The following is a 19047-nucleotide window of genomic DNA, read 5'->3' on the forward strand; positions in this document are numbered from 1 at the left end:
TTCGCGAAGGAGTGCAGCGTTGAGTGCAGACATCCTGATCGTGTCGCCGGACGACCACCTGGTGGAGCCCGCCGATCTGTGGACCAGCCGGCTCCCCGAGCGCTACCGGGACATCGGCCCGCGGATCGTCCGGCACCGTGGACGCATGGACCCCAGCGTCACTTCCGATGTCGCGTTCGTCGACGACGAGGACGGTCGCGACGCCGACATCTGGCATTACGAGGATGCTGTCATCCCGATTCCGCTCATCAGCGCCGCTGCCGGCTACGAGATCGACGAGCTCACCACCGACCCGATCACCTACGACGAAATGCGCCCGGGCTGCTACCGGCCGGCCGACCGGCTCGCCGACATGGACATCGCAGGTATCGAGGCCTCGGCCTGTTTCCCCAACACCCTGGTGCGCTTCTGCGGGCAGCGGTTCCTGTACGGCAAGGACAAAGAGCTCGCATTGCTCTGCGTCCAGGCCTACAACGACTTCCAGATCGACGAGTGGGGTGCCAGCTCCAATGGCCGCTTGATTCCGCTCGGCATCATTCCGCTCTGGAACGTCGAACTCGCGGTGAAAGAAGTCGAACGCGTTGCCGCCAAGGGCATGCGCGCGGTGTGCTTTTCCGAATTGCCCGCCCGCCTCGACCTGCCGTCGATCCACAGCGGCTATTGGGACCCGTTCTTCGCCGCCTGCGAGCGCAATCAGGTGGGGATCATGCTGCACATCGGGTCGAGTTCGTCGCTGACCAAGTCCTCGCCCGACTCACCGCACGTCGTCACCAGCGCGCTGATGGCGGTCAACTGCACCATCGCTCTGGTCGACTGGCTGTTCTCGGCCAAACTCGTGCAGTTCCCCAAGCTCAAGGTCGCGTTCGCCGAGGCGCAAGCCGGCTGGATCCCCTACTACCTGCAGCGTGTCGACGAAGTCTGGGAGGACCGGCGGGCGTGGGGCGGCATTCACCCGCTGCTGACAGAGCCACCGAGCACCCAAGTACCGGGCCGCGTGTGGTTCTCCACGTTCGGCGACCCCGTCGCGTTCCGCATCCTCGATCTCGTCGGTGAAGACCAGCTCATGTTCGAGACCGACTACCCGCACAACGACACGAACTGGCCGCACAGCATGGACGTCGCTAACAAGGCGACCGAAGGCCTCGACGAGGCGACCAAGCGAAAAGTGCTGTCCACCAACGCGAAGAACTTCTTCGGGATGGCCTAGCTACAGGGCCTTCCAGTCCGGCTTGCGCTTCTCCAGGAAGGCGCGCGGGCCTTCGATCGCATCCTTTGTCAGGGCGACCTTCATCCGGTAATTCTCGGCGAGAAGCTCGGCCTCGTAGATGGGCAGCGTCAAGCCCTTGCGCACGGCCATCCGTGATCCCCGGACAGCAAGAGGTGCATTGGAATTCACGATCTCCGCGATTTCCCACGCCCGATCCATCAGAGAGTCGTGGGCCACCACTTCGGTGAAGACACCCAAATCGTAGGCGCGCTGCGCGTCGAGTTGTTCGTGCTTACCCATCAGGATCAGCCGCATCGCCACGGGTAACGGCAGAATGCGGGCGAGCCTGACGCCCTCGCGCCCTGATGCCACGCCGATGCTGACGTGTGGGTCCATCAGCGTGGCACGCTCGGACGCAATGGTGATGTCCGCCGTCGTGACGAGGTCCATTCCCGCTCCGCACGCAATACCGTTGACCGCGCAGATGATCGGTTTGGTCATCTGCAGCCACGGCGGTGTGGCCTCCTGCGGTGCGTCCCACTGCCGCATCGAGCTGAGGATGGGTTCGCCTTGGTTGTCGATACCCGCAGCGTTCTCCATGTCGTGGTCGGCAGCCTTGTTGACGTCCGCCCCGACGCACAGGGCGCGGCCCACGCCGGTGATGATGACCGTCCAGATATCCTGGGAACGTTCGATTTCCGCGTAGGCCACTGCCAGTTCGGCGATCATCTCGTCGTTGATCGCGTTCAGCACCTCGGGACGGTTCAGGGTCACACACGCGGTGTGACCCTTGACCTCGACCTCGATCGTCTCGTATTGCGTCACGTGGCGTGACTCCTGTTCTCCAAAGCCGTTGTGGCGCTGGGGCGGAATCCGAAGATGTCCTGGAATCTATCGCAATAGCGAGGCCAGACATCGGGGTTCAGCAGACGCGGTGGCATGCCGCCGCCGAAGATCGTCTGCCACTGGGTGGCCGTGGCGACGGCGAGGTCGCGCGCGGCCTCGACGGTGATCCCCGCGGTGTGCGGTGTAGCGACGACGTTGGCCAGACGCAGCAGAGGATTGTCGGGCCGAGGCGGCTCCTCGTGGAACACGTCGAGACCAGCACCTGCGATGCCTCCGTGCACCAGCGTGTCGTACAGCGCGGCCTCGTCGTGCACGGGTCCGCGCGCCGTCGTGATGAAAAAGGCCGTCGGCTTCATCGCTTCGAACTGCTCCCTGCCGATGAGCCCTTCGGTCTCGCTTGTCAGCGGGCAGGTCACCTGGACGAAGTCCGAACGCCCGAGGAGTTCCGCGAGCGTGACGATCTGCACCCCGAGAGCATCGGCCCTGACCTCGTCGAGGTACGGGTCGAAGGCCAAGACCTCCATGCCGAACGGTGCACACAGTTCGACCAAGCGGCCTCCGATTGCACCGAGTCCGATGACGCCGAGAGTCTTACCCTGCAGTTGACTTCCTCTCAGCGCCAAGCGATCTCCCAGCGGACCAGTACGCAGGGCGCGATCGGCGATGGTGATCTTCTTGGCCAGATCGAGCATGAATCCCAAAGCGTGTTCGGCGACCGCCTCTGCGCCGGGGCCTGAGTTGTTGCAGACCGCAATGCCTGCCCGCGTGCACGCTTCGACGTCGATGACGTCGTAACCGGCGCCTGCCGAACACACGGCCAGAAGCTGTTCACATCGCCTCACAAGCTCAGGACCCGCCAGCCACTGCGCTCCCCCCGCGACGGATGCGACGTCGGTGCGCGTGGCGACTTGGTATCCGTGCGCGGATTCCAATGCCGTCCAGCTGTGTTCGTCGGGAGCCGTCAAGTCGAGCTTGACGATGTCCACGTCGGCCACCTCGAGAATGTCGCCGGCGACAGGGTCGGTCCATCGCTCGAAGACCAGTCGCGCACGCGGGCTTTCGCTCATCACTTCTTCAGTTTGGGCTTCGCCTGCGCCGCCTTGAACATGTCGGCGAGTTCGGAGTTGACGTTCTTGTAGTCGTTGCGCGCGATCGACCCGTCCCGGCCGGGCACGATGTCGTACCCGAGTCGCAGATCCTTGTTCTCCATGTGGAAATACTCACGCCCGACGGGCAACCGTCGGTCCTCGCGAGGAACCTCCATCCAGGCGCGGAGAAAGCAGCGGGCCTTCTTCGGGTCATTGCTGCTGACGAAGTCGGATCGCGAGTGGCACATCGCGAAGTTGTTCGCCACGGCCGCCTCACCCGATTCCAGGCGGAATTCGACCTGCTGCTCAACCAGGACGTTGCGCAGCAGTTCAATCGCCTCCTCCTGAACGGGCGTGAACTCACGGCCGATCGTCTTCATGGCGGGCAGGATGCTGCTGTAGGTGAAGTTGATGCAAATGCGGCCGTCGATCTGTGAGAACACCGGCACATCGTAGGGCGTCACGTCCGGTTGATCGTCGGGTTGCTCGCTGCGTCGGTGATGCGGGAACCCCTGGTACAGCACCTCGAGGAGGTCGGGCCTTTCCGCCAGGATTCGGTTGTGCGCCGCCGGCCCGCTGGCGAACTGACTTTCGCCGCCTTGCGCGGCCGGGTAGACGCACAGCAGCGACAGGATGTCGGCGGCGTCGTTGTGCATCGCGAGTTCGGCGCGGGACTTCGTGCCCCTGGCGGGCTGAACGCCGTCGGGAAGGATCTCCTCCTGCACGCGCACCATCCGGTGACCGAATGAGTTGTTCGACACCAGATAACCGAGATGCGTGCAGAACGCCCAGTAGATGCGCTCCAGGTCTTCGATCGAATGCTGTTCCACAGGAAAACCTCGCACGCAGGCAAGTCCCTTGCCGAACATCAAATCCTGATACAGCCGCGCCAGGTCGTCGTCGAGGTCCGGATGACGAGCATCGTCGGGAGTGATGTCGTCGCGATCCTTGCCGGAGGTCTTCACCAAGATCGACTCGAGCGCAGCCACATTGCGGGCCGACAGGTCGAAGGTGAAGTCTTCCTTGCTCTTGAAGTCGGCGCCGGTCCAGGCCATGGGATCGGTGACTTGTTCGGTGTAGATCGCGGTGGGCATCCGTCCTCCTGTTGTCGTGCTCGGTACTACTTGTCGAGCTCCCTCAACGCGTGGGCGCGCGCGGTAGCCGCCTCGGTCATCATCCCGACGTCCGTGCCGGCCGAAATGAAGCGCAGGCCGAGGTCTGCGAAGCGTTCCAGCAGGTCAACCGACTTGATACCGGCTATTCCCAGCGCCACGCCGTGTGCACGACAAGCCGCTGCGACCGATTCTACGGCATGGTGGAAATGCTCATTCTCATACCGTCCGTGGATGCCCATTTCGGCTGTCAGATCGCTCGGCCCGATGAGGATCATGTCGACACCCTCGACTGCTGCGATCGCGTCGCTCGCCTCCACTGCTTGTGGCGTTTCGATCATCACCGCAACCACTGTTTCGCGCTCGAGGATGCCGGTGAGTTCTGCGGCAGGCCGCGGGGCGAAGCCACTCACCGCATTGGGTCCCGATATCGACCGATGCCCGATCGGGGGGAAGCGCGCCGCATCCACGGCGGCCTCAGCTTCTTCCTTCGAATTCACATGCGGGACAATGATTCCAACGGCACCGTTGTCGAGGACGCGGGCGATGACACTGGGGTCGTGTGACGGCACCCGCACTAGCCCCGAGATGCCTGCTCCCACCGCGCTGGCGCATAGCATCGCCGCCGTCTCGAACGACGTGGAGGTGTGTTCTAGATCGACGTAAACGGCGTCGTATCCAACTGCTGCCGCGATCGCGGGGACATCGGGAGTCCGTGCGTTCATCAGGGCGAGACACAGCACCATGCGGTCACCGTGTAGTGCGTCCCGCAGCGATCCCTGCACGAAATCACGGTAGCCGAATGAGAACGAGGATTCCACTAACTCGTTAACGCCATTATCAATGTGGTAACCATTACGTATGCCAGCGAACCGGGTCGCCATCGTTGGAGCAGCCCTTTCGGATTGCGGGAGGGTGCCCGACAAGACCGCCATGGCATTGATGGCTCAATCCTCCCGACGCGCGATGGCCGACGCCGGTCTGACGAAGGACGACGTCGACGGCTTCGGGGGTCACGGGAACCTGCTGCCGCCGGTCGAAGTGAGCGAATACCTCGGGCTGCGGCCGTCCTGGGTCGACGCCACCAATGTCGGCGGCTCGTCCTGGGAAGTGATGGCTGGTCACGCCGCGGGGGCCATCGCGTGCGGTGAGATCGACGTGGCGTTGCTGACGTACGGGTCGACGGCTCGCTCCGACGTCAAGCGGCGCACCCGGGCATCGGCGGCCGCGATGAGCACCGGCGGCGCCATGCAATTCGAGGCGCCCTACGGTGCGACGCTCATCGCCAAATACGCAATGGCGGCCAGGCGCCACATGATTGAATACGGCACCACGGTGGACCAACTCGCGGAGGTCGCCGTCGCAGCCCACGAATGGGCGGCCATGAACGACAACGCTTTTGAACGTAACCCAATCACAGCTGCCGACGTCGCGGCCGCACCCATGCTGGCCGATCCCTTCACCTCCAAACACGTCTGTCTGCGGACCGACGGCGGGGGGGCGGTGGTCTTGGCGAGCGAACGGGTGGCGAAGGACTGCGCCAAAGAGCCCGTCTGGATTCTCGGAGCGGCTGACGCCACGTCTCACGTCAGCATGAGCGAATGGGCCGACTTCACCACCTCCGCTGCCGCCCTGTCCGGTCCTCGCGCCTTCGCCAAGGCTGGCGTCGCCCCCGCCGACATCGACGTGTGCCAGCTCTATGACTCGTTCACCTCGACGGTGCTGCTCACCGTGGAGGATCTGGGGTTCTGCGCAAAGGGGGAAGGCGGCCCCTTCATCGAATCAGGTGCGCTGCGCCCTGGCGGCGCGTTGCCGACCAACACCGACGGCGGTGGCCTCGCATCGTGCCATCCGGGTATGCGGGGCATGTTCCTGATGGTCGAGGCGGTGAGACAGCTCCGGGGGGAATCCGGTCCCAGACAAATCGATAACGCTCGACTGGCTTGCGTACACGCGATGGGCGGGTTTTTCACACACAGCGCGACGATGATCCTCGGGAGGCAGTAATGGACGTGCCCGCGGCTCCGGACCGGCCGACCGTCGACTCAGACAGCGAGTCATGGTGGCAGGCCATTCAGGACCGACGACTGATGATCAACGAGTGTGGCGCGTGTCGACGAGACTCGCTGTATGTGCGTCCGTTCTGCCCGCACTGCTGGAGTGAAGATGTCGCGCAGGCACCGGCTTCGGGGCGGGCGACCCTCTACACGTGGAGCGTGGTTCACCAGAACGCAGCGCCGTTCGACATACGAACGCCGTATGTGGTCGCAATGGTGGACCTCGCTGAGGGCCCCCGGCTGATGACGGTGATCGAAGATTGTCCGCCCGAAAACCTCTGTGCGGAAATGGAACTCACGATCGCATTTCGCGATGACGACGACGGGTTCACCGTCCCGGTCTTCCGGCCGGCGTCCAGTGTTGGAAAGGAATAACGATGAACAAAGAAGACATGATTCTGGTGAGTGTCGACGACCATGTCGTCGAGCCGCCCGACATGTTTCGCAACCATCTGTCGGCGAAGTACATGGATGAGGCGCCACGGCTGGTGCACAACCCCGACGGATCCGACACCTGGCAATTCCGGGACGTGGTGATCCCCAACGTCGCGCTCAACGCCGTCGCGGGCAGGCCGAAGGAGGAATACGGGCTCGAGCCGCAGGGCCTCGATGAGATCCGCCCCGGCTGCTACCAGGTCGACGAGCGGATCAAGGACATGAACGCAGGCGGCATCCTCGGGTCGATCTGCTTTCCGTCGTTCCCCGGCTTCGCAGGCCGCTTGTTCGTCACCGAAGATCCCGACTTCAGCCTTGCCCTGGTGCGTGCCTACAACGACTGGCACGTCGACGAGTGGTGCGCTGCGTACCCGGCTCGCTTCATCCCGATGACGCTGCCCGTCATCTGGGACGCCGAGTTGTGTGCAAAAGAGATCAGGCGCAACGCCGAACGAGGCGTGCATGCCCTGTCGTTCACCGAGAACCCCGCCGCACTCGGCTATCCCAGCTTTCACGACGACTACTGGACACCAGTGTGGGAGGCGTTGGTCGACACCGACACAGTGATGAACGTGCACATCGGGTCGTCTGGGAGACTCGCGATCACTGCCCCGGATGCACCGATGGACGTGATGATCACGCTGCAGCCGATGAACATCGTGCAAGCCGCGGCAGATCTGTTGTGGTCCAAGCCGATCAAGAAGTACCCCGATCTCAAGATCGCCCTGTCCGAGGGCGGCACGGGCTGGATCCCTTACTTCCTCGAGCGCGCCGACCGCACCTACGAGATGCACTCGACATGGACGGGTCAGGACTTTGGTAAGCAGAAGCCCTCCGAAGTGTTTCGCGACCACTTCCTGACCTGCTTCATCTCGGACCACGTCGGGGTCAAATTGCGAAACGACATCGGCATCGACAACATCTGCTGGGAAGCCGACTACCCGCACTCCGATTCGATGTGGCCGGGCGCTCCCGAACAGTTGCACGAGGTGCTAGAGGAAAACAACGTGCCCGACAACGAGGTCAACAAGATGACCTTCGAGAACGCGATGCGTTGGTACCACTGGGACCCGTTCACCAGTCACATCAGCCGTGAGCAGGCGACTGTCGGTGCGCTGCGCAGGGCGGCCGAAGGCCACGACGTGTCGGTCAGGGCTCTGTCGAAGCACGATCACGGCGGCGGCGGAGCATCGGACTGGCAAGCCCAGATGAGCAAGGCCACCAGGAACACGGGGAGCTGAAACCCCCTCCGACGGTCAGCGTTTGGAGGCGAGGCGGTCGGCAACGACCCGTGGCCGACCCTCTGAGCGGGCGTCCAGCGTGTTGCGTTCGACCTTGCCGTTGGCGTTGACCGGCAACGGCTGATCCCAGAACACCAGCTCCTCGGGCAGCTTGTATTTCGGCAGCCCTGCAGAGACAAGCGCGTCCACCACAGCGGCCAGCGACAGATCGACTCCGCGTTCGAGCACGATCGCCATGGCGAGTCGTTCTCCGGTGGCGGAATCGGCAACGGAGTAGGCCGCACAGTCACGGACTCCGGCGATCCTGGCGACGGCCTCTTCGACCTCGGCGGCGGGGATCTTCATGCCGTTTCTGATCACGATGTCCTTGATGCGACCGACAACTCGGACCCGGCCACCGGTCAGCTCGGCGACATCGCCCGTGCGAAACCACTCGCCGTCGAATGCCGCAGCGTCGTCATCGGCGTCGGTGTATCCGAGAAACGCGTGCGGACCGCGGATGCAGCATTCGCTCGGATCGCCAGCCGAACCGACCCGCACCTCAACGTCGGCGAGCGGCCTCCCGTCGTCGGCGTGGCGGACGTCTCTGGGTTCGGTGCGCAGTCCACATGTGCTCGCCGGCACCTCGGATGATCCGTACGCCCGGACGACGATGATCCCGAACTCGTCCTCGATGCGTTCCACGATTCGCCGGTCCAGCATCGTCCCGCCAAGGCATACCGCCCGCAGAGGAACCGCCTCGCCCCCGTCGACAGCTTCGTCGAGCAACCTGTCCAACAACCGGTCCGGCCCCCCGTACCAGGTCGCACCGGTGGAAACCAGTAGCTCGCAGGTCGCCGACGGGCTCCAGCGGTCCTCGAGCACCACAGGAGCGGACAGCATCGGACCGACGAAGACCGCCTGCAGCACGCCAGTGATGGATGCAAGGGGACTGATGAGGAATATCCGGTCATCGGCGCCAAGGCCGGTCGCTTCAATGTAATTCGACGAGGCTTTGAGCAGTGTGCTCACCGAATGGATGACGCCCTTCGGCCGCGACGTGGTGCCCGAGGTGAACAAGACGAAGGACGGCTCGTCAGCGGGTCGTTGCGACTGGCGAACCGTGCCTGCGCCAGTGCGGCCATCGAGCTCGACCCAGGTGCACATTCCCGCAACTTCTGCCACGGCGGGCCAGTTCGGCGCGACTCCGTAAGCCGCGCCCGTGCGGGCGATGATGTCGGACACCTGGGTCGGGCCCGCGCTGCGCGGCACCAGGAGCACCACCGCATCAAGCCGCAGCGCGGCGTGCAGGGCCACCACGGAGTCGACGTCGTTGCCCACCACGATCACGACCTGGGTCGACGAGGTGACACCTGCCTCGAACAGCGCGTCGCAGGCCACGTCCACACGCGCGTCCAGATCGGTGTAGCTGAGTTCGGCGTTCCTTTCAGCCAGTGCCAGCAGGTCCGGGCTTCGCGCCGCGGCTTGCCGCAAGACGTCAACCGGCTCCGACGACCACAATTCGGCTGCGCGGTAGCGATCCTGCAACGCCTCGGCCCTGCGCCGCGCCTGTCGCAGCAGCTCAGTCGAGCCAGTCATGGGGTCCTCTGATGCAAATGATGGTTCTCATCTGAGGTAAATGTAACCTCTCACCCATGCAGCCAATAACTTTCGACAGTCAGGTGGCCATTGTGACCGGCGCAGGCGGCGGCCTCGGGCGCTGTCACGCTCTCGAACTCGCGCGCCGGGGTGCTCGCGTCGTGGTCAACGACCTGGGCAGCGCCGTCGACGGCAGCGGCGCTTCGACGTCCGCGGCACAGCGTGTGGTCGACGAGATCACCGCAGCGGGGGGCACGGCCATTGTCAACGGCGACTCGGTTGCCACCGAGTCCGGCGGCGCTGCGATCGTCGCCGCGGCGATGGAAGCCTTCGGCCGAGTCGACATCCTGGTGAACAACGCGGGCATACTGCGCGACGCCGCATTCAAGAACATGACCGCCGAGCAGGTCGATGCGGTGATCGCCGTCCATCTCGCAGGCGCTTTCAACGTGACTCGCGCTGTGTGGCCGGTCATGCGCGAGCAGAACTACGGTCGCATAGTCCAGACCACTTCGGGCACTGGCCTGTTCGGCAACTTCGGGCAAGCCAACTACGGCGCCGCCAAGATGGGACTGGTCGGCATGATGCACGTGCTCGCCATCGAGGGAGCCCGCAACGGCATCGCCATTAATGCCATCGCTCCGATCGCTCGAACCCGCATGACCGAGGACATCATGGGCGAGGCAGGCAAGTCGATGGACCCAGAACTCGTCACCCCGGTGGTGGTCTACCTGGCGCACAACAGCTGTGACCGTACGGCACACATCTATTCGGTGGGCGCGGGAAAGGTGTCGCGAGTCTTCATCGGACAGACCAAGGGGATCGAGGACAGCGCACTGACTGCTGAGTTGGTGGCCGAGTCCATCGACCGGATCGACGACATCTCCTCGTTCACCATCCGCGGCGGGCCTACCAAGGGGTGACGTCAGAACCCCCTGAACCGGGGAGGACGACGCTCCGCGAACGACAACAGGCCCTCCTGTAGGTCCGCGGTGCGTGAAACCACTTCGGCGGCCCAGGCCTCCTGCTCGAAGGCGCGGTCTCGGCCCGACTCCGACGACACCGAGAGCAGTCGCTTCGTCAGGGCCAGCATCACGGTCGGCCCGGTGGCCAGTCGCCCTGCGATCTCTTCGGCTACAGCGTCGGTTTTCTCCGGAGCGACCACCCGGTTCACCAGCCCAAGCCGATCGCACGTCGCGGCATCCGCGGATTCGCCGAGCATCAGTAGTTCAGTGGCCCTGCGCAACCCGACGATTCGCGTCAGCAAGTGAATGGCCCCGGAATCGGGCAGAATCCCGCGGTGCACGAACGCCGCGACTAGCTCTGCCTCTGTGGACATGACGACCAGATCACAGGCCAACACCAGGCTTGCCCCAGCACCCACCGCCATACCCTTGACGGCCGCGACCACCGGCTTGTCACAGTCCAGAACCGACGCGACCAGCCGCTGCCAACCCTGCTGCAGCATCCGAGCGATATCCCCCGGCCGTTTCTCTGGCGTCGGTTGCGGCTCAGCACCCTCAGCTCGTGGAGCGAGGCCCGCGCCTGCGCAGAAGTGCCGAGTGCCGGCTGCACCAAGCAACACCGCGCGTACGGCAGGGTTGCCGTCGGCCTGCAAAAAGGCTTCAGTAAGTGCATCACGAGCCAAGGGCGACAACGAGTTTCCAACTTCGGCCCTGTCGATGGTGATGCGTTGGATGCCGTCATTGCCGAGCGTGACAACGATTCCGGAAGCTTCTTCACCCATGTCCTTCATCCCCTGCGTTAACGGCGTTTCCGCTTTTCGGGTATCTTAATTTCCACTGTCGATCCGACTGCGATGCGGGCCCGGGAGGAGGCACTGGATGGAGACCGGCCAGATCACCGATGAGGGGCTGGCCCGATTGCGCGCCACCATCGGCATCGCGGTCCCCCATACACAGCCTCCGCACTACTTCCGCCCCAATGAGGACGCCTTCCGGCACGTAGCCCAAAGCTACGGGGACGCCAACCCACTGTGGTCGGATCCGGAATACGCCGCCAAATCGGTATGGGGCGAGCCCATCGGTCCCCCCGCACTCGTCGGCGGTGACACCCTCATCGGCGAGGACGAGGTCACGACGCTGTCCGACGACGAGCGCGCGCTGACCAAGGGCGACCCGCTACGCGGCGTGCACGCGTTCTATGCCTCATCGGCACGGGAGTGGTGGGCCCCGCTGCGCGCGAACCACCGCGTCTTCCGGCGCAACGCGTTGGTCGCGGCGCTCGACAAGCGCAGCGAGTTCGCCGACCGTGCGGTCCACGAATGGTCCGCCCAGGTGTTCCGCGACGACGAGGGCGTCATCCTCGGCGGTCAGTACCGCAACATGATCCGCACGGAACGCAGCAAGGCGCGTGGACGCAAGAAGTACGAGGCCGTCGAGCTCAAAACGTGGACGGCCGAGGAGATCGCCGACATCGACGAGCGGCTTGCCAACGAGGCAGCGCGAGGCGCCGAACCCCGGTGGTGGGAGGACGTCAACGAGGGTGACGTGCTCGGGCCACTGACGAAGGGCCCGCTGACGGTGACCGACATGGTCTGCTGGCATGTCGGGATGGGCACTGGGATGTACGGTGTGCGGCCGCTTCGACTGGCGTGGCAGAACCGGCAGCGGATCCCCCGCTTCTACACGCCCAACGAGCACGGCGTGCCCGACGTTCAGCAGCGCGTGCACTGGGAACCCGACGCCGCACGCAACGCCGGCAACCCGACCACGTTCGACTACGGCCGGATGCGCGAAACGTGGCTGATCCACCTGTGCACCGACTGGATGGGCGACGATGCTTGGTTGTGGAAGCTCGACTGCGAGTTCCGACTGTTCAACTATGTCGGCGATCTGCACACGATCTCCGGCGCCGTGACGCGCAAGTATCTCGCCGAAGGTGATCGTCCCGCAGTCGATGTCGAGTTGAGTGCGACGAATCAGCGCGGCGAAGTCACCGCGCCGGGACATGCCAGCATTCTTCTGCCCAGTCGCAAGCACGGTCCGGTTCGCCTACCGGACCCGCCCGGCGCGTCGACCAACCTGGCGGATCTGCTCACTGCGGTGTCCGCGCAATTCGCCGAGCGCTGACGTGAGCTACGCCAGCGTGGACGGCCTTCGCGCCGAACGACAGGGACCGGTCCTCGCGCTGACCCTGGACCGCGCCGACAAACGCAATGCGGTGAACGACGTGATGCTCGACGCGTTGGTGGGCCATCTCGCGGCCGCAGGTGTCGACGAGTCGGTGCGTGTCATCCAGATCGATGCCGCAGGCCCCGATTTCTGCGCAGGATCAGATCTCATCGCCAACAACGCACGCTCGGAACGCAAGCCGCGCGTCGGCAGCACGCAGCGCCGTCTGCCCAACAAGGCCAACAGGCTCATACCGCTGATGCTCGAAACCCAGGTCCCGATCGTCGCCGTGGTCCGCGGGTGGGCGGCGGGTCTCGGGTTCCACCTCGCGATGGCCGCCGACTTCTGCGTGGCCGCCGACGACGCGCGGTTCTGGGAGCCCTTCATGTCGCGCGGCTTCACTCCAGACAGCGGGGCGGCGTGGCTGTTGCCGCGACTCGTCGGGATGGTGCGCACCCGACAACTGCTGTTGCTCGGCGAGGAGATCTCCGGGGCGACGGCGGCCGAGTGGGGGATCATCCACGGCGCCCACGCCGACGGTCATTTGGATTCGGCCGCAGAGCAACTCGTCACCAGGCTGGCCGAGGCACCGACGGTTGCGCTTGGGCTCACAAAGTGGCTGCTGCAGAGCGGCAACGGTCTCGACCTCGACCGCCACCTGCAGAACGAAGCCCTGGCGCTCGAACTGTCCAGCCGCAGCGAGGATTTCAAAGAGGGCCTGGCGGCCTTTCGGGAAAAACGCGACACAAAATTCGAGGGTCGATAATGCTGTCGATCACCGAAGCCACCAGCACCGCCGACGCAATCACCGAAGTCGAACGGTGGATCGAGGCCGAGGTCCCCGCCGCATGGCGGGCGGCCGCGTCCGAAGGACCGGCAGCTCTGCGGTCGGTGCGCAGCCTCGAGGACTACCGGCAGTGGTATCCGACGTTCGCGGCGACGGGTCTGGTCGCCCCGACATGGCTGCCCGAGTACGGCGGCCTGGGAATCGGCAACGACCTCGCCCGCGCCATTGAAAAGGTGCTGGAACCGTTCCGATTAGCCCGCCTGAATCCTTTGGGCCTCAACAACGCTGCCGCGGCACTGTTCAGTCACGGCAACGAGGAGCAACGCCTGCGCTTCCTACCGCCCATCGTGCGCAACGAGGAAAAGTGGTGTCAGCTGTTCAGCGAGCCCGGTGCGGGTTCCGACCTCGCGTCGCTGGCGACGAAGGCCGTCCGCGATGGCGACGACTGGGTGATATCCGGGCAGAAAGTCTGGACGACATGGGCCGATGAGGCCGACTTCGCGATCCTGCTCGCCCGCACCGATCCCAATGAGCCCAAACACAAAGGCATCACCTACTTCCTGCTCGATATGCACCAGACCGGTGTCGAGGTTCGACCGCTGCGACAGATCACCGGTGAGGCGGAGTTCAACGAGGTGTTCCTGGAGGGCGCACGGGTGCCCGACGTTCATCGCGTTGGCGAGGTCAACGACGGCTGGCGAGTCAGCGCGTCGACGCTATCCAGTGAGCGACAGATGGTTTCGGGTTCGGGCTCGGGCGGGATGGGCCGTCTCGGCGGCTCCAGCGCCGAACGGTTGATCACCCTCGCACAGGAAACCGGCCGGTGGGCCGACTCCGTCATCCGGAACAAGGTCATGCGATTATGGGCGCAGGAACAGATCCGCGGCTGGACCAATGCCCGTGTCCGCGCGGCGCTTTCGGCCGGACAGTCGCCTGGCGCGGCGTCCTCGATCGGGAAGGTCCATCAGGCCACGCTCAATCAGCAGATCCAGGATCTGATGGTCGACCTGCTCAGCACCGCAGCGGTGGCGTGGCCTGTTACCGACGATCCAGATGCGCTGCCGCGCGAAGTTCAGGGCATGATGCGCAGCCTCGCCAACAGCACCGAGGGCGGTACCACCGAAATCAACAAGAACATCCTCGGAGAGCGTGTACTCGGACTGCCGAGAGAGCCGGATCCCTGGAAAGGCAAGCCCTGGAAAGACATTCCGCGCTCGTGAGCGACTACGAGCGTCTGACCGTCGCAAGGTCCGACGGCGTCGGCTGGCTGATCCTCAACCGCCCGGAAGCCGGCAATGCGTTCGATGCGCTGATGCTCGATGAACTCGAGGCCGCGTGGGCCGAACTGGACGCGGACCCCGATGTGCGTGTGATCGTCAACACCGCCAACGGGAAGGCCTTCTGCACCGGCATGGACGTCGTGCAGGTGGCTCGGGACAAAGAGGCGATGCGCAAACATTCGCGCCGGACCAGGGACGCCACGCTGAAGATTTCGTCGTGGCACTGTGAGGTGTGGAAGCCAGTGATCGCAGCGGTCAATGGGGTGTGCGCGGGCGGGGGGCTTCATCTGGTTGCCGACGCCGACATCGTCATCGCCGCGCAGGAGGCTTCGTTCGTCGATCCCCACGTTTCGGTGGGGCAGGCAGTCGCGTATGAGGCGATCACGTTGCTGCGAAAATCGCCGATGGAGGCGATCACCCGAATGACGTTGAGCGGTAACGGTGAGCGCATCTCCGCGCAGCGCGCGTTCGAATTGGGCATCGTCTCGGAAGTCGTGCCGGCCGGACAGCTCAGGGCGGCAGCGGGACGGTTGGCCGGCTCCGTGGCGACCAATTCACCCACCGCGATGCGGGCCACGAAGAGGGCATTGTGGCATTCCCTCGAAGTCGGGTTGTGTGAAGCCAAGAATGCTGCCGCCGAAGAGATCTGGCGGTTGCGCAACCATCCCGACCACGCCGAGGGCGCACGGGCCTGGCGCGAGAAACGCCCCGCCCATTGGCAACCTCTGGAGGTTTCATGACATACGAGAGGCTCATTGTCGAGCGGCGCGGCCCCGTCGGCTGGATCATCAACAACCGTCCTGATCGCCTCAATGCCTACGACGCGCTGATGCGCCAGGAATTCCCGAAAGCATGGGCCGAGTTAGACGCTGACCCCGTTGTGCGCGTCATCGTGCACACCGGTAACGGCAGAGCGTTCCAGGTGGGCGCCGATGTCGACGATCTCGACGGCGAAGCGGTGCAGCAGTTCCAGGAGACCATGCGCTCACTGGACCTGAAGCTCACGGGCTGGCACTGCAATGTCGGCAAGCCCGTCATTACCGCCGTCAACGGCGTCTGCGCAGGAGGCGGACTGCACTGGGTCGCCGATGCCGATGTCGTCATTGCCGCCTCGGACGCCAGCTTTGTTGACCCGCACGTTTCCATCGGCCAGGTCAGCGCGCTGGAAACCATTGCTCTGATGCGCAAGGTGCCCGCTGAAGCGATTCTGCGGATGGCACTCGTCGGCAGTCACGAACGTCTGAGCGCCCAGCGCGCTTATGAACTCGGCATGATCAGCCAAATCGTCGACCCACCCGACAAGCTGCGTGACGTTGCGCAGGAGCTCGCGGAAAAGATCGCGAAGAACTCACCGGCCGCCATGCGCGCGACCAAGCGCGCGTTGTGGGGTGCGCTCGAGTACGGCTTGACCGACGCATGCAGGGAGGGTGCGAAGCACCTGACCTCGATGTGGGGTCATCCCGACCAGAACGAGGGTCCAAAGGCGTTCGCCGACAAGCGGACGCCCGATTGGCAACCGCTGGAGGCGGACTCGTGAGTCTCGCCGAGCTGCTGGCCGAACTCCCCGAAATCGCAGTGCACACTTTGGCTGTCGATGTCTCACGCGATGAACTCATCGCAAGCGCTGATCATTTGGGCCGGCTACTCGACGAAGCGGGGCTGGTGACCGGCCAAGTGGTCGCGGCCATGCTGCCCAACGACGCCACGACCGTCGCCGCACTGTTCGGCACATGGCGAGCCGGCGGCGTTTACACGCCACTCAACCCTCGGGCGGCCGACGCGGAGTTGGAAGAGCAACTCGCGACGCTGCGGCCGGTCGCTGTGATCACGATTCCAGAACTGGCGCAGCGATTCTCGACGTCGGGGTTACCCGTCGTCTCCGGGTCACAGTTGACGTGGTCACTGACGCCGTCATCTGTAATGCCGTCCGACCCTCGACAGTACGACCCCGACGTCGCGTTGTTGCAATTCACCTCGGGAACCACGGGTGCGCCGAAGCCCGTGCCGCTTCGGCACGCGACAGTCCTCGACTTGATCGACCGGCTACTCGAGAAACTCCGCGGTCGGAAACCCTCGCCAGGTAAACCAAAATCCGCCCCAATGCCGAACCTGGTTCCGCTGTCGCTGTCCCTTTGGGCCGGTATCTATCAAGTGCTCTTCGCATTTCGCGCCGGCTCCGGTGTTGTGCTGATGGACAGGTTCTCGCCTGCCGACTTCGCCGCTCTGGTCAAGCGCCATCAACTGCGATCCACGGTGTTGCCGCCCGCTGCCTTGACCATGGTCCTACACGACGAAACGGTCACGGACCTGTCGCCGCTCAAGATCGTCCGATCGATCACCGCTCCCCTATCCCCCGTGCAAGCCGCACGCTTCCGAGACAAGTTCGGCGTGATCGTGCTCAACTCCTACGGCCAAACCGAACTCGGAGGCGAGGTCGTCGGATGGTCAGCCGCCGATGCGCGCGAGTGGGGCGAGACCAAACTGGGCTCCGTCGGGCGTCCGCTGCCAGGCATTGATGTCACGATCGCCGACGACGAGGTGATGGTCCGCACTCCGACGACCGCCGCGCGGAAGATCGATTCCGCGTTCCTCGACAGGCTCACCGACGACGGCTGGTTCCACACCGGCGACCTCGGGTGGTTTGACGAGGACGGATTCCTCTGGCTCGACGGCCGGGTGTCGGACATGATCAACCGCGGCGGCCTCAAGGTCTTTCCGGGAACGGTGGAAGACGTGCTACTCGCAGCCGATGGCGTGCGAGAAGCCGCGGTAGTGGGGATTCCCGACGAACGCCTCGGCGAGGTGCCATGGGCGTTCGTCGCCTGTCATACCGAGCTGTCCGAGGACGATCTGATCGCGTGGTGCCGTGAGCGCCTGACGCCCTACCGGGTGCCTGTCCGCGTGGTGTTCGTCGAGCAATTGCCGCGCAACGACGTCGGCAAGGTGGTCAAACGCGAACTCGCCGCGCTGGCCGACGCGTGACCACAATCGTCATCGGCCCCGCCGATGCGTTGACGAAGACGCTGACTGAGGCGTTCGACAACGTCGTCGTCATCGATGGTCATGCCGCGGCCGACGAAACGATCTGGCACACGCTGGTCGCCCTGCAGAGGGCGCGCTCATCGATGGCGGGCGGCGGTCGGATCGTGCTGATCGTGCCGACAATCGGCATGGTCGGCGCGGCCGGGCTGGTCGACTACACCACTGCAATCGAGGGCATCCGGTCGATGGCCAAATCGGCTGCGCGGCAATGGGGTTCCGAGGGAATCGCGGTCAACATGATCGCCGCACCTCTAGCCCTGTTTGCAGTCGCCGGCGATGCGTCCCATTTGACCGCTGCCGCAGAGCGAAACGATGCCACACTGACCCACTCCATCGTCGAGGCCGCGAGGTTCCTGTTGCGTAGTGATCTGTACAACCTGACGGGCGACACGATCGTCGTCGACGGAGGTTCGGTGATGTTGCCGTGAGTCTCGACGGCCACGCAGTCCTCGTGACCGGTTCAGGCGCCGGGGTCGGGCGAGGTATCGCCATGGCCCTGGCCGCCGATGGCGCGCACGTCTTTATCGCCTCCCGCTCCGAGACCGGCGTCGCCGACGAAATCGCAGCACGCGGACATCGAGCGACTTGGGCGCGCTGCGACGTGACCGATCAGCAGCAAGTCGCTGACGCGGTGGCATTGGCGCTGCAGAAAACCGGGCGTCTCGACGCCGTGGTGCACAACGCCACCAGCAACAAGTCCAGCCAACCGCACCGGCTTGAGGATGTGGACCGGCAGCTGCTCGACGACCACTACTCCGTCTCGGTCGGTGGCGCGCACCACTGCGCCGCCGCGGCATTCAACGCGCTCAAACAGGGCGGCGGCACCTTCCTGGTCTTCACGTCGCCTGCGGGTATCGAGGGCAGTGCGACATTGCCGCTATACGCAACGATGAAGGGTGCCCTGCGCGGGTTCGCCAAGAGCCTGGCCCGGGAGTGGGCACCACATCAGATCACCGTGAATGTGGTCTCTCCGCTTGCCTATTCGCCTGCGATGACCGCGGCGATCCAGGCCGATCCCGCGATGGCGGAGAGGTTGTCGCGGCGGGTGCCGCTTGGGCGCATCGGCGACCCGGAGCGCGACATCGGCGCCGCCGTCGCGTTTCTGGTCGGCCCTGCGGCGCGGTATGTCACTGGGCAGACGCTGGGGGTCGACGGCGGTCATTTCATGAATCTCTGAGGCGGCCGGCCGACGGATACCACCGTTTGCTATCTTGAGAATCAACATTCTCGCGCAGGTTGG

Annotated in this window: 19 protein-coding genes; 13 read left to right on the forward strand and 6 right to left on the reverse strand. The window is 64.6% G+C overall.

Features of this window, described 5'->3' with window-relative positions; translation table 11 throughout:
• Positions 1-19 precede the first annotated feature (19 nt).
• Positions 20-1207, forward strand: coding sequence for an amidohydrolase family protein (locus tag ACWW36_RS28865; RefSeq protein ID WP_456139324.1), 1188 nt, complete (start codon positions 20-22; stop codon positions 1205-1207).
• On the opposite strand, the gene ACWW36_RS28870 is transcribed toward ACWW36_RS28865, so the two are convergent.
• From ACWW36_RS28870 to ACWW36_RS28885, 4 genes are read right to left on the reverse strand one after another with little or no spacing between them, the layout of a single operon-like run.
• Complete coding sequence (locus tag ACWW36_RS28870) at positions 1208-2032, reverse strand: enoyl-CoA hydratase/isomerase family protein (RefSeq protein WP_456139325.1); 825 nt, start codon at positions 2030-2032, stop codon at positions 1208-1210.
• Entirely contained in the window at positions 2029-3120 is a 1092-nt protein-coding gene (locus ACWW36_RS28875; RefSeq protein ID WP_456139326.1) for a hydroxyacid dehydrogenase, read from the reverse strand. The genes ACWW36_RS28870 and ACWW36_RS28875 overlap by 4 nt, the downstream gene beginning before the upstream one ends.
• On the reverse strand, positions 3120-4235 hold the full coding sequence (locus ACWW36_RS28880; protein WP_456139327.1) for a TauD/TfdA family dioxygenase: 1116 nt from the start codon (positions 4233-4235) through the stop codon (positions 3120-3122). The genes ACWW36_RS28875 and ACWW36_RS28880 overlap by 1 nt, the downstream gene beginning before the upstream one ends.
• Before the next feature lie 26 nt (positions 4236-4261).
• Positions 4262-5074, reverse strand: coding sequence for an HpcH/HpaI aldolase family protein (locus ACWW36_RS28885; protein ID WP_456139328.1), 813 nt, complete (start codon positions 5072-5074; stop codon positions 4262-4264).
• A gap of 40 nt (positions 5075-5114) precedes the next feature.
• On the opposite strand from ACWW36_RS28885, the gene ACWW36_RS28890 reads away from it, so the two are divergent.
• Genes ACWW36_RS28890 through ACWW36_RS28900 form a run of 3 tightly spaced genes read left to right on the forward strand, consistent with a single transcriptional unit; the run spans position 5115 to position 7986 of the window.
• Positions 5115-6260 (forward strand): acetyl-CoA acetyltransferase, encoded by a 1146-nt coding sequence (locus ACWW36_RS28890; RefSeq protein WP_456139329.1) that lies wholly within the window; start codon positions 5115-5117, stop codon positions 6258-6260.
• Positions 6260-6685, forward strand: coding sequence for a Zn-ribbon domain-containing OB-fold protein (locus ACWW36_RS28895; protein WP_456139330.1), 426 nt, complete (start codon positions 6260-6262; stop codon positions 6683-6685). The genes ACWW36_RS28890 and ACWW36_RS28895 overlap by 1 nt, the downstream gene beginning before the upstream one ends.
• A 2-nt stretch (positions 6686-6687) precedes the next feature.
• Positions 6688-7986, forward strand: coding sequence for an amidohydrolase family protein (locus ACWW36_RS28900; protein ID WP_456139331.1), 1299 nt, complete (start codon positions 6688-6690; stop codon positions 7984-7986).
• Positions 7987-8001: 15 nt separating this feature from the next.
• Here ACWW36_RS28900 and ACWW36_RS28905 read toward each other — a convergent pair whose 3' ends face one another.
• Entirely contained in the window at positions 8002-9564 is a 1563-nt protein-coding gene (locus tag ACWW36_RS28905; RefSeq protein WP_456139332.1) for an AMP-binding protein, read from the reverse strand.
• A gap of 56 nt (positions 9565-9620) precedes the next feature.
• On the opposite strand from ACWW36_RS28905, the gene ACWW36_RS28910 reads away from it, so the two are divergent.
• Positions 9621-10487: an SDR family NAD(P)-dependent oxidoreductase gene (locus ACWW36_RS28910; RefSeq protein ID WP_456139333.1), complete on the forward strand. Its 867-nt coding sequence runs from the start codon at positions 9621-9623 to the stop codon at positions 10485-10487.
• Between the two features lie 2 nt (positions 10488-10489).
• Here ACWW36_RS28910 and ACWW36_RS28915 read toward each other — a convergent pair whose 3' ends face one another.
• The gene (locus tag ACWW36_RS28915; RefSeq protein ID WP_456139334.1) at positions 10490-11320 is read right to left on the reverse strand and encodes an enoyl-CoA hydratase/isomerase family protein; all 831 of its coding nucleotides are present in this window, start codon (positions 11318-11320) and stop codon (positions 10490-10492) included.
• An 88-nt stretch (positions 11321-11408) separates the two neighbouring features.
• Between ACWW36_RS28915 and ACWW36_RS28920 the strand changes: the two genes are divergently transcribed.
• The 8 genes from ACWW36_RS28920 to ACWW36_RS28955 are packed head-to-tail and all read left to right on the forward strand — an operon-like array spanning position 11409 to position 18984.
• The gene (locus ACWW36_RS28920; RefSeq protein ID WP_456139335.1) at positions 11409-12656 is read left to right on the forward strand and encodes a hypothetical protein; all 1248 of its coding nucleotides are present in this window, start codon (positions 11409-11411) and stop codon (positions 12654-12656) included.
• 1 nt (position 12657) lies between these two features.
• Positions 12658-13464, forward strand: coding sequence for an enoyl-CoA hydratase/isomerase family protein (locus ACWW36_RS28925; protein WP_456139336.1), 807 nt, complete (start codon positions 12658-12660; stop codon positions 13462-13464).
• Entirely contained in the window at positions 13464-14705 is a 1242-nt protein-coding gene (locus tag ACWW36_RS28930) for an acyl-CoA dehydrogenase family protein (protein ID WP_456139337.1), read from the forward strand. The genes ACWW36_RS28925 and ACWW36_RS28930 overlap by 1 nt, the downstream gene beginning before the upstream one ends.
• On the forward strand, positions 14702-15505 hold the full coding sequence (locus ACWW36_RS28935) for an enoyl-CoA hydratase/isomerase family protein (RefSeq protein ID WP_456139338.1): 804 nt from the start codon (positions 14702-14704) through the stop codon (positions 15503-15505). The genes ACWW36_RS28930 and ACWW36_RS28935 overlap by 4 nt, the downstream gene beginning before the upstream one ends.
• Positions 15502-16302, forward strand: coding sequence for an enoyl-CoA hydratase/isomerase family protein (locus ACWW36_RS28940; protein WP_456139339.1), 801 nt, complete (start codon positions 15502-15504; stop codon positions 16300-16302). Before ACWW36_RS28935 ends, ACWW36_RS28940 begins: the two co-directional genes overlap by 4 nt.
• On the forward strand, positions 16299-17747 hold the full coding sequence (locus ACWW36_RS28945) for a class I adenylate-forming enzyme family protein (RefSeq protein ID WP_456139340.1): 1449 nt from the start codon (positions 16299-16301) through the stop codon (positions 17745-17747). The genes ACWW36_RS28940 and ACWW36_RS28945 overlap by 4 nt, the downstream gene beginning before the upstream one ends.
• Positions 17744-18235 (forward strand): SDR family oxidoreductase, encoded by a 492-nt coding sequence (locus ACWW36_RS28950; protein WP_456139341.1) that lies wholly within the window; start codon positions 17744-17746, stop codon positions 18233-18235. The genes ACWW36_RS28945 and ACWW36_RS28950 overlap by 4 nt, the downstream gene beginning before the upstream one ends.
• Positions 18232-18984 (forward strand): SDR family NAD(P)-dependent oxidoreductase, encoded by a 753-nt coding sequence (locus tag ACWW36_RS28955; protein ID WP_456139342.1) that lies wholly within the window; start codon positions 18232-18234, stop codon positions 18982-18984. Before ACWW36_RS28950 ends, ACWW36_RS28955 begins: the two co-directional genes overlap by 4 nt.
• The last annotated feature ends 63 nt before the right edge of the window (positions 18985-19047 follow it).

It is taken from the genome of Mycobacterium sp. MMS18-G62 (assembly GCF_053877835.1).

Coding starts and splice junctions, on each gene's coding strand:
- ACWW36_RS28875 (WP_456139326.1), bottom strand. CDS start 3,120: ATGAGCGAAAGCCCGCGTGCGCGACTGGTCTTCGAGCGATGGACCGAC.
- ACWW36_RS28880 (WP_456139327.1), bottom strand. CDS start 4,235: ATGCCCACCGCGATCTACACCGAACAAGTCACCGATCCCATGGCCTGG.
- ACWW36_RS28890 (WP_456139329.1), top strand. CDS start 5,115: ATGCCAGCGAACCGGGTCGCCATCGTTGGAGCAGCCCTTTCGGATTGC.
- ACWW36_RS28895 (WP_456139330.1), top strand. CDS start 6,260: ATGGACGTGCCCGCGGCTCCGGACCGGCCGACCGTCGACTCAGACAGC.
- ACWW36_RS28900 (WP_456139331.1), top strand. CDS start 6,688: ATGAACAAAGAAGACATGATTCTGGTGAGTGTCGACGACCATGTCGTC.
- ACWW36_RS28905 (WP_456139332.1), bottom strand. CDS start 9,564: ATGACTGGCTCGACTGAGCTGCTGCGACAGGCGCGGCGCAGGGCCGAG.
- ACWW36_RS28910 (WP_456139333.1), top strand. CDS start 9,621: ATGCAGCCAATAACTTTCGACAGTCAGGTGGCCATTGTGACCGGCGCA.
- ACWW36_RS28915 (WP_456139334.1), bottom strand. CDS start 11,320: ATGAAGGACATGGGTGAAGAAGCTTCCGGAATCGTTGTCACGCTCGGC.
- ACWW36_RS28920 (WP_456139335.1), top strand. CDS start 11,409: ATGGAGACCGGCCAGATCACCGATGAGGGGCTGGCCCGATTGCGCGCC.
- ACWW36_RS28930 (WP_456139337.1), top strand. CDS start 13,464: ATGCTGTCGATCACCGAAGCCACCAGCACCGCCGACGCAATCACCGAA.
- ACWW36_RS28940 (WP_456139339.1), top strand. CDS start 15,502: ATGACATACGAGAGGCTCATTGTCGAGCGGCGCGGCCCCGTCGGCTGG.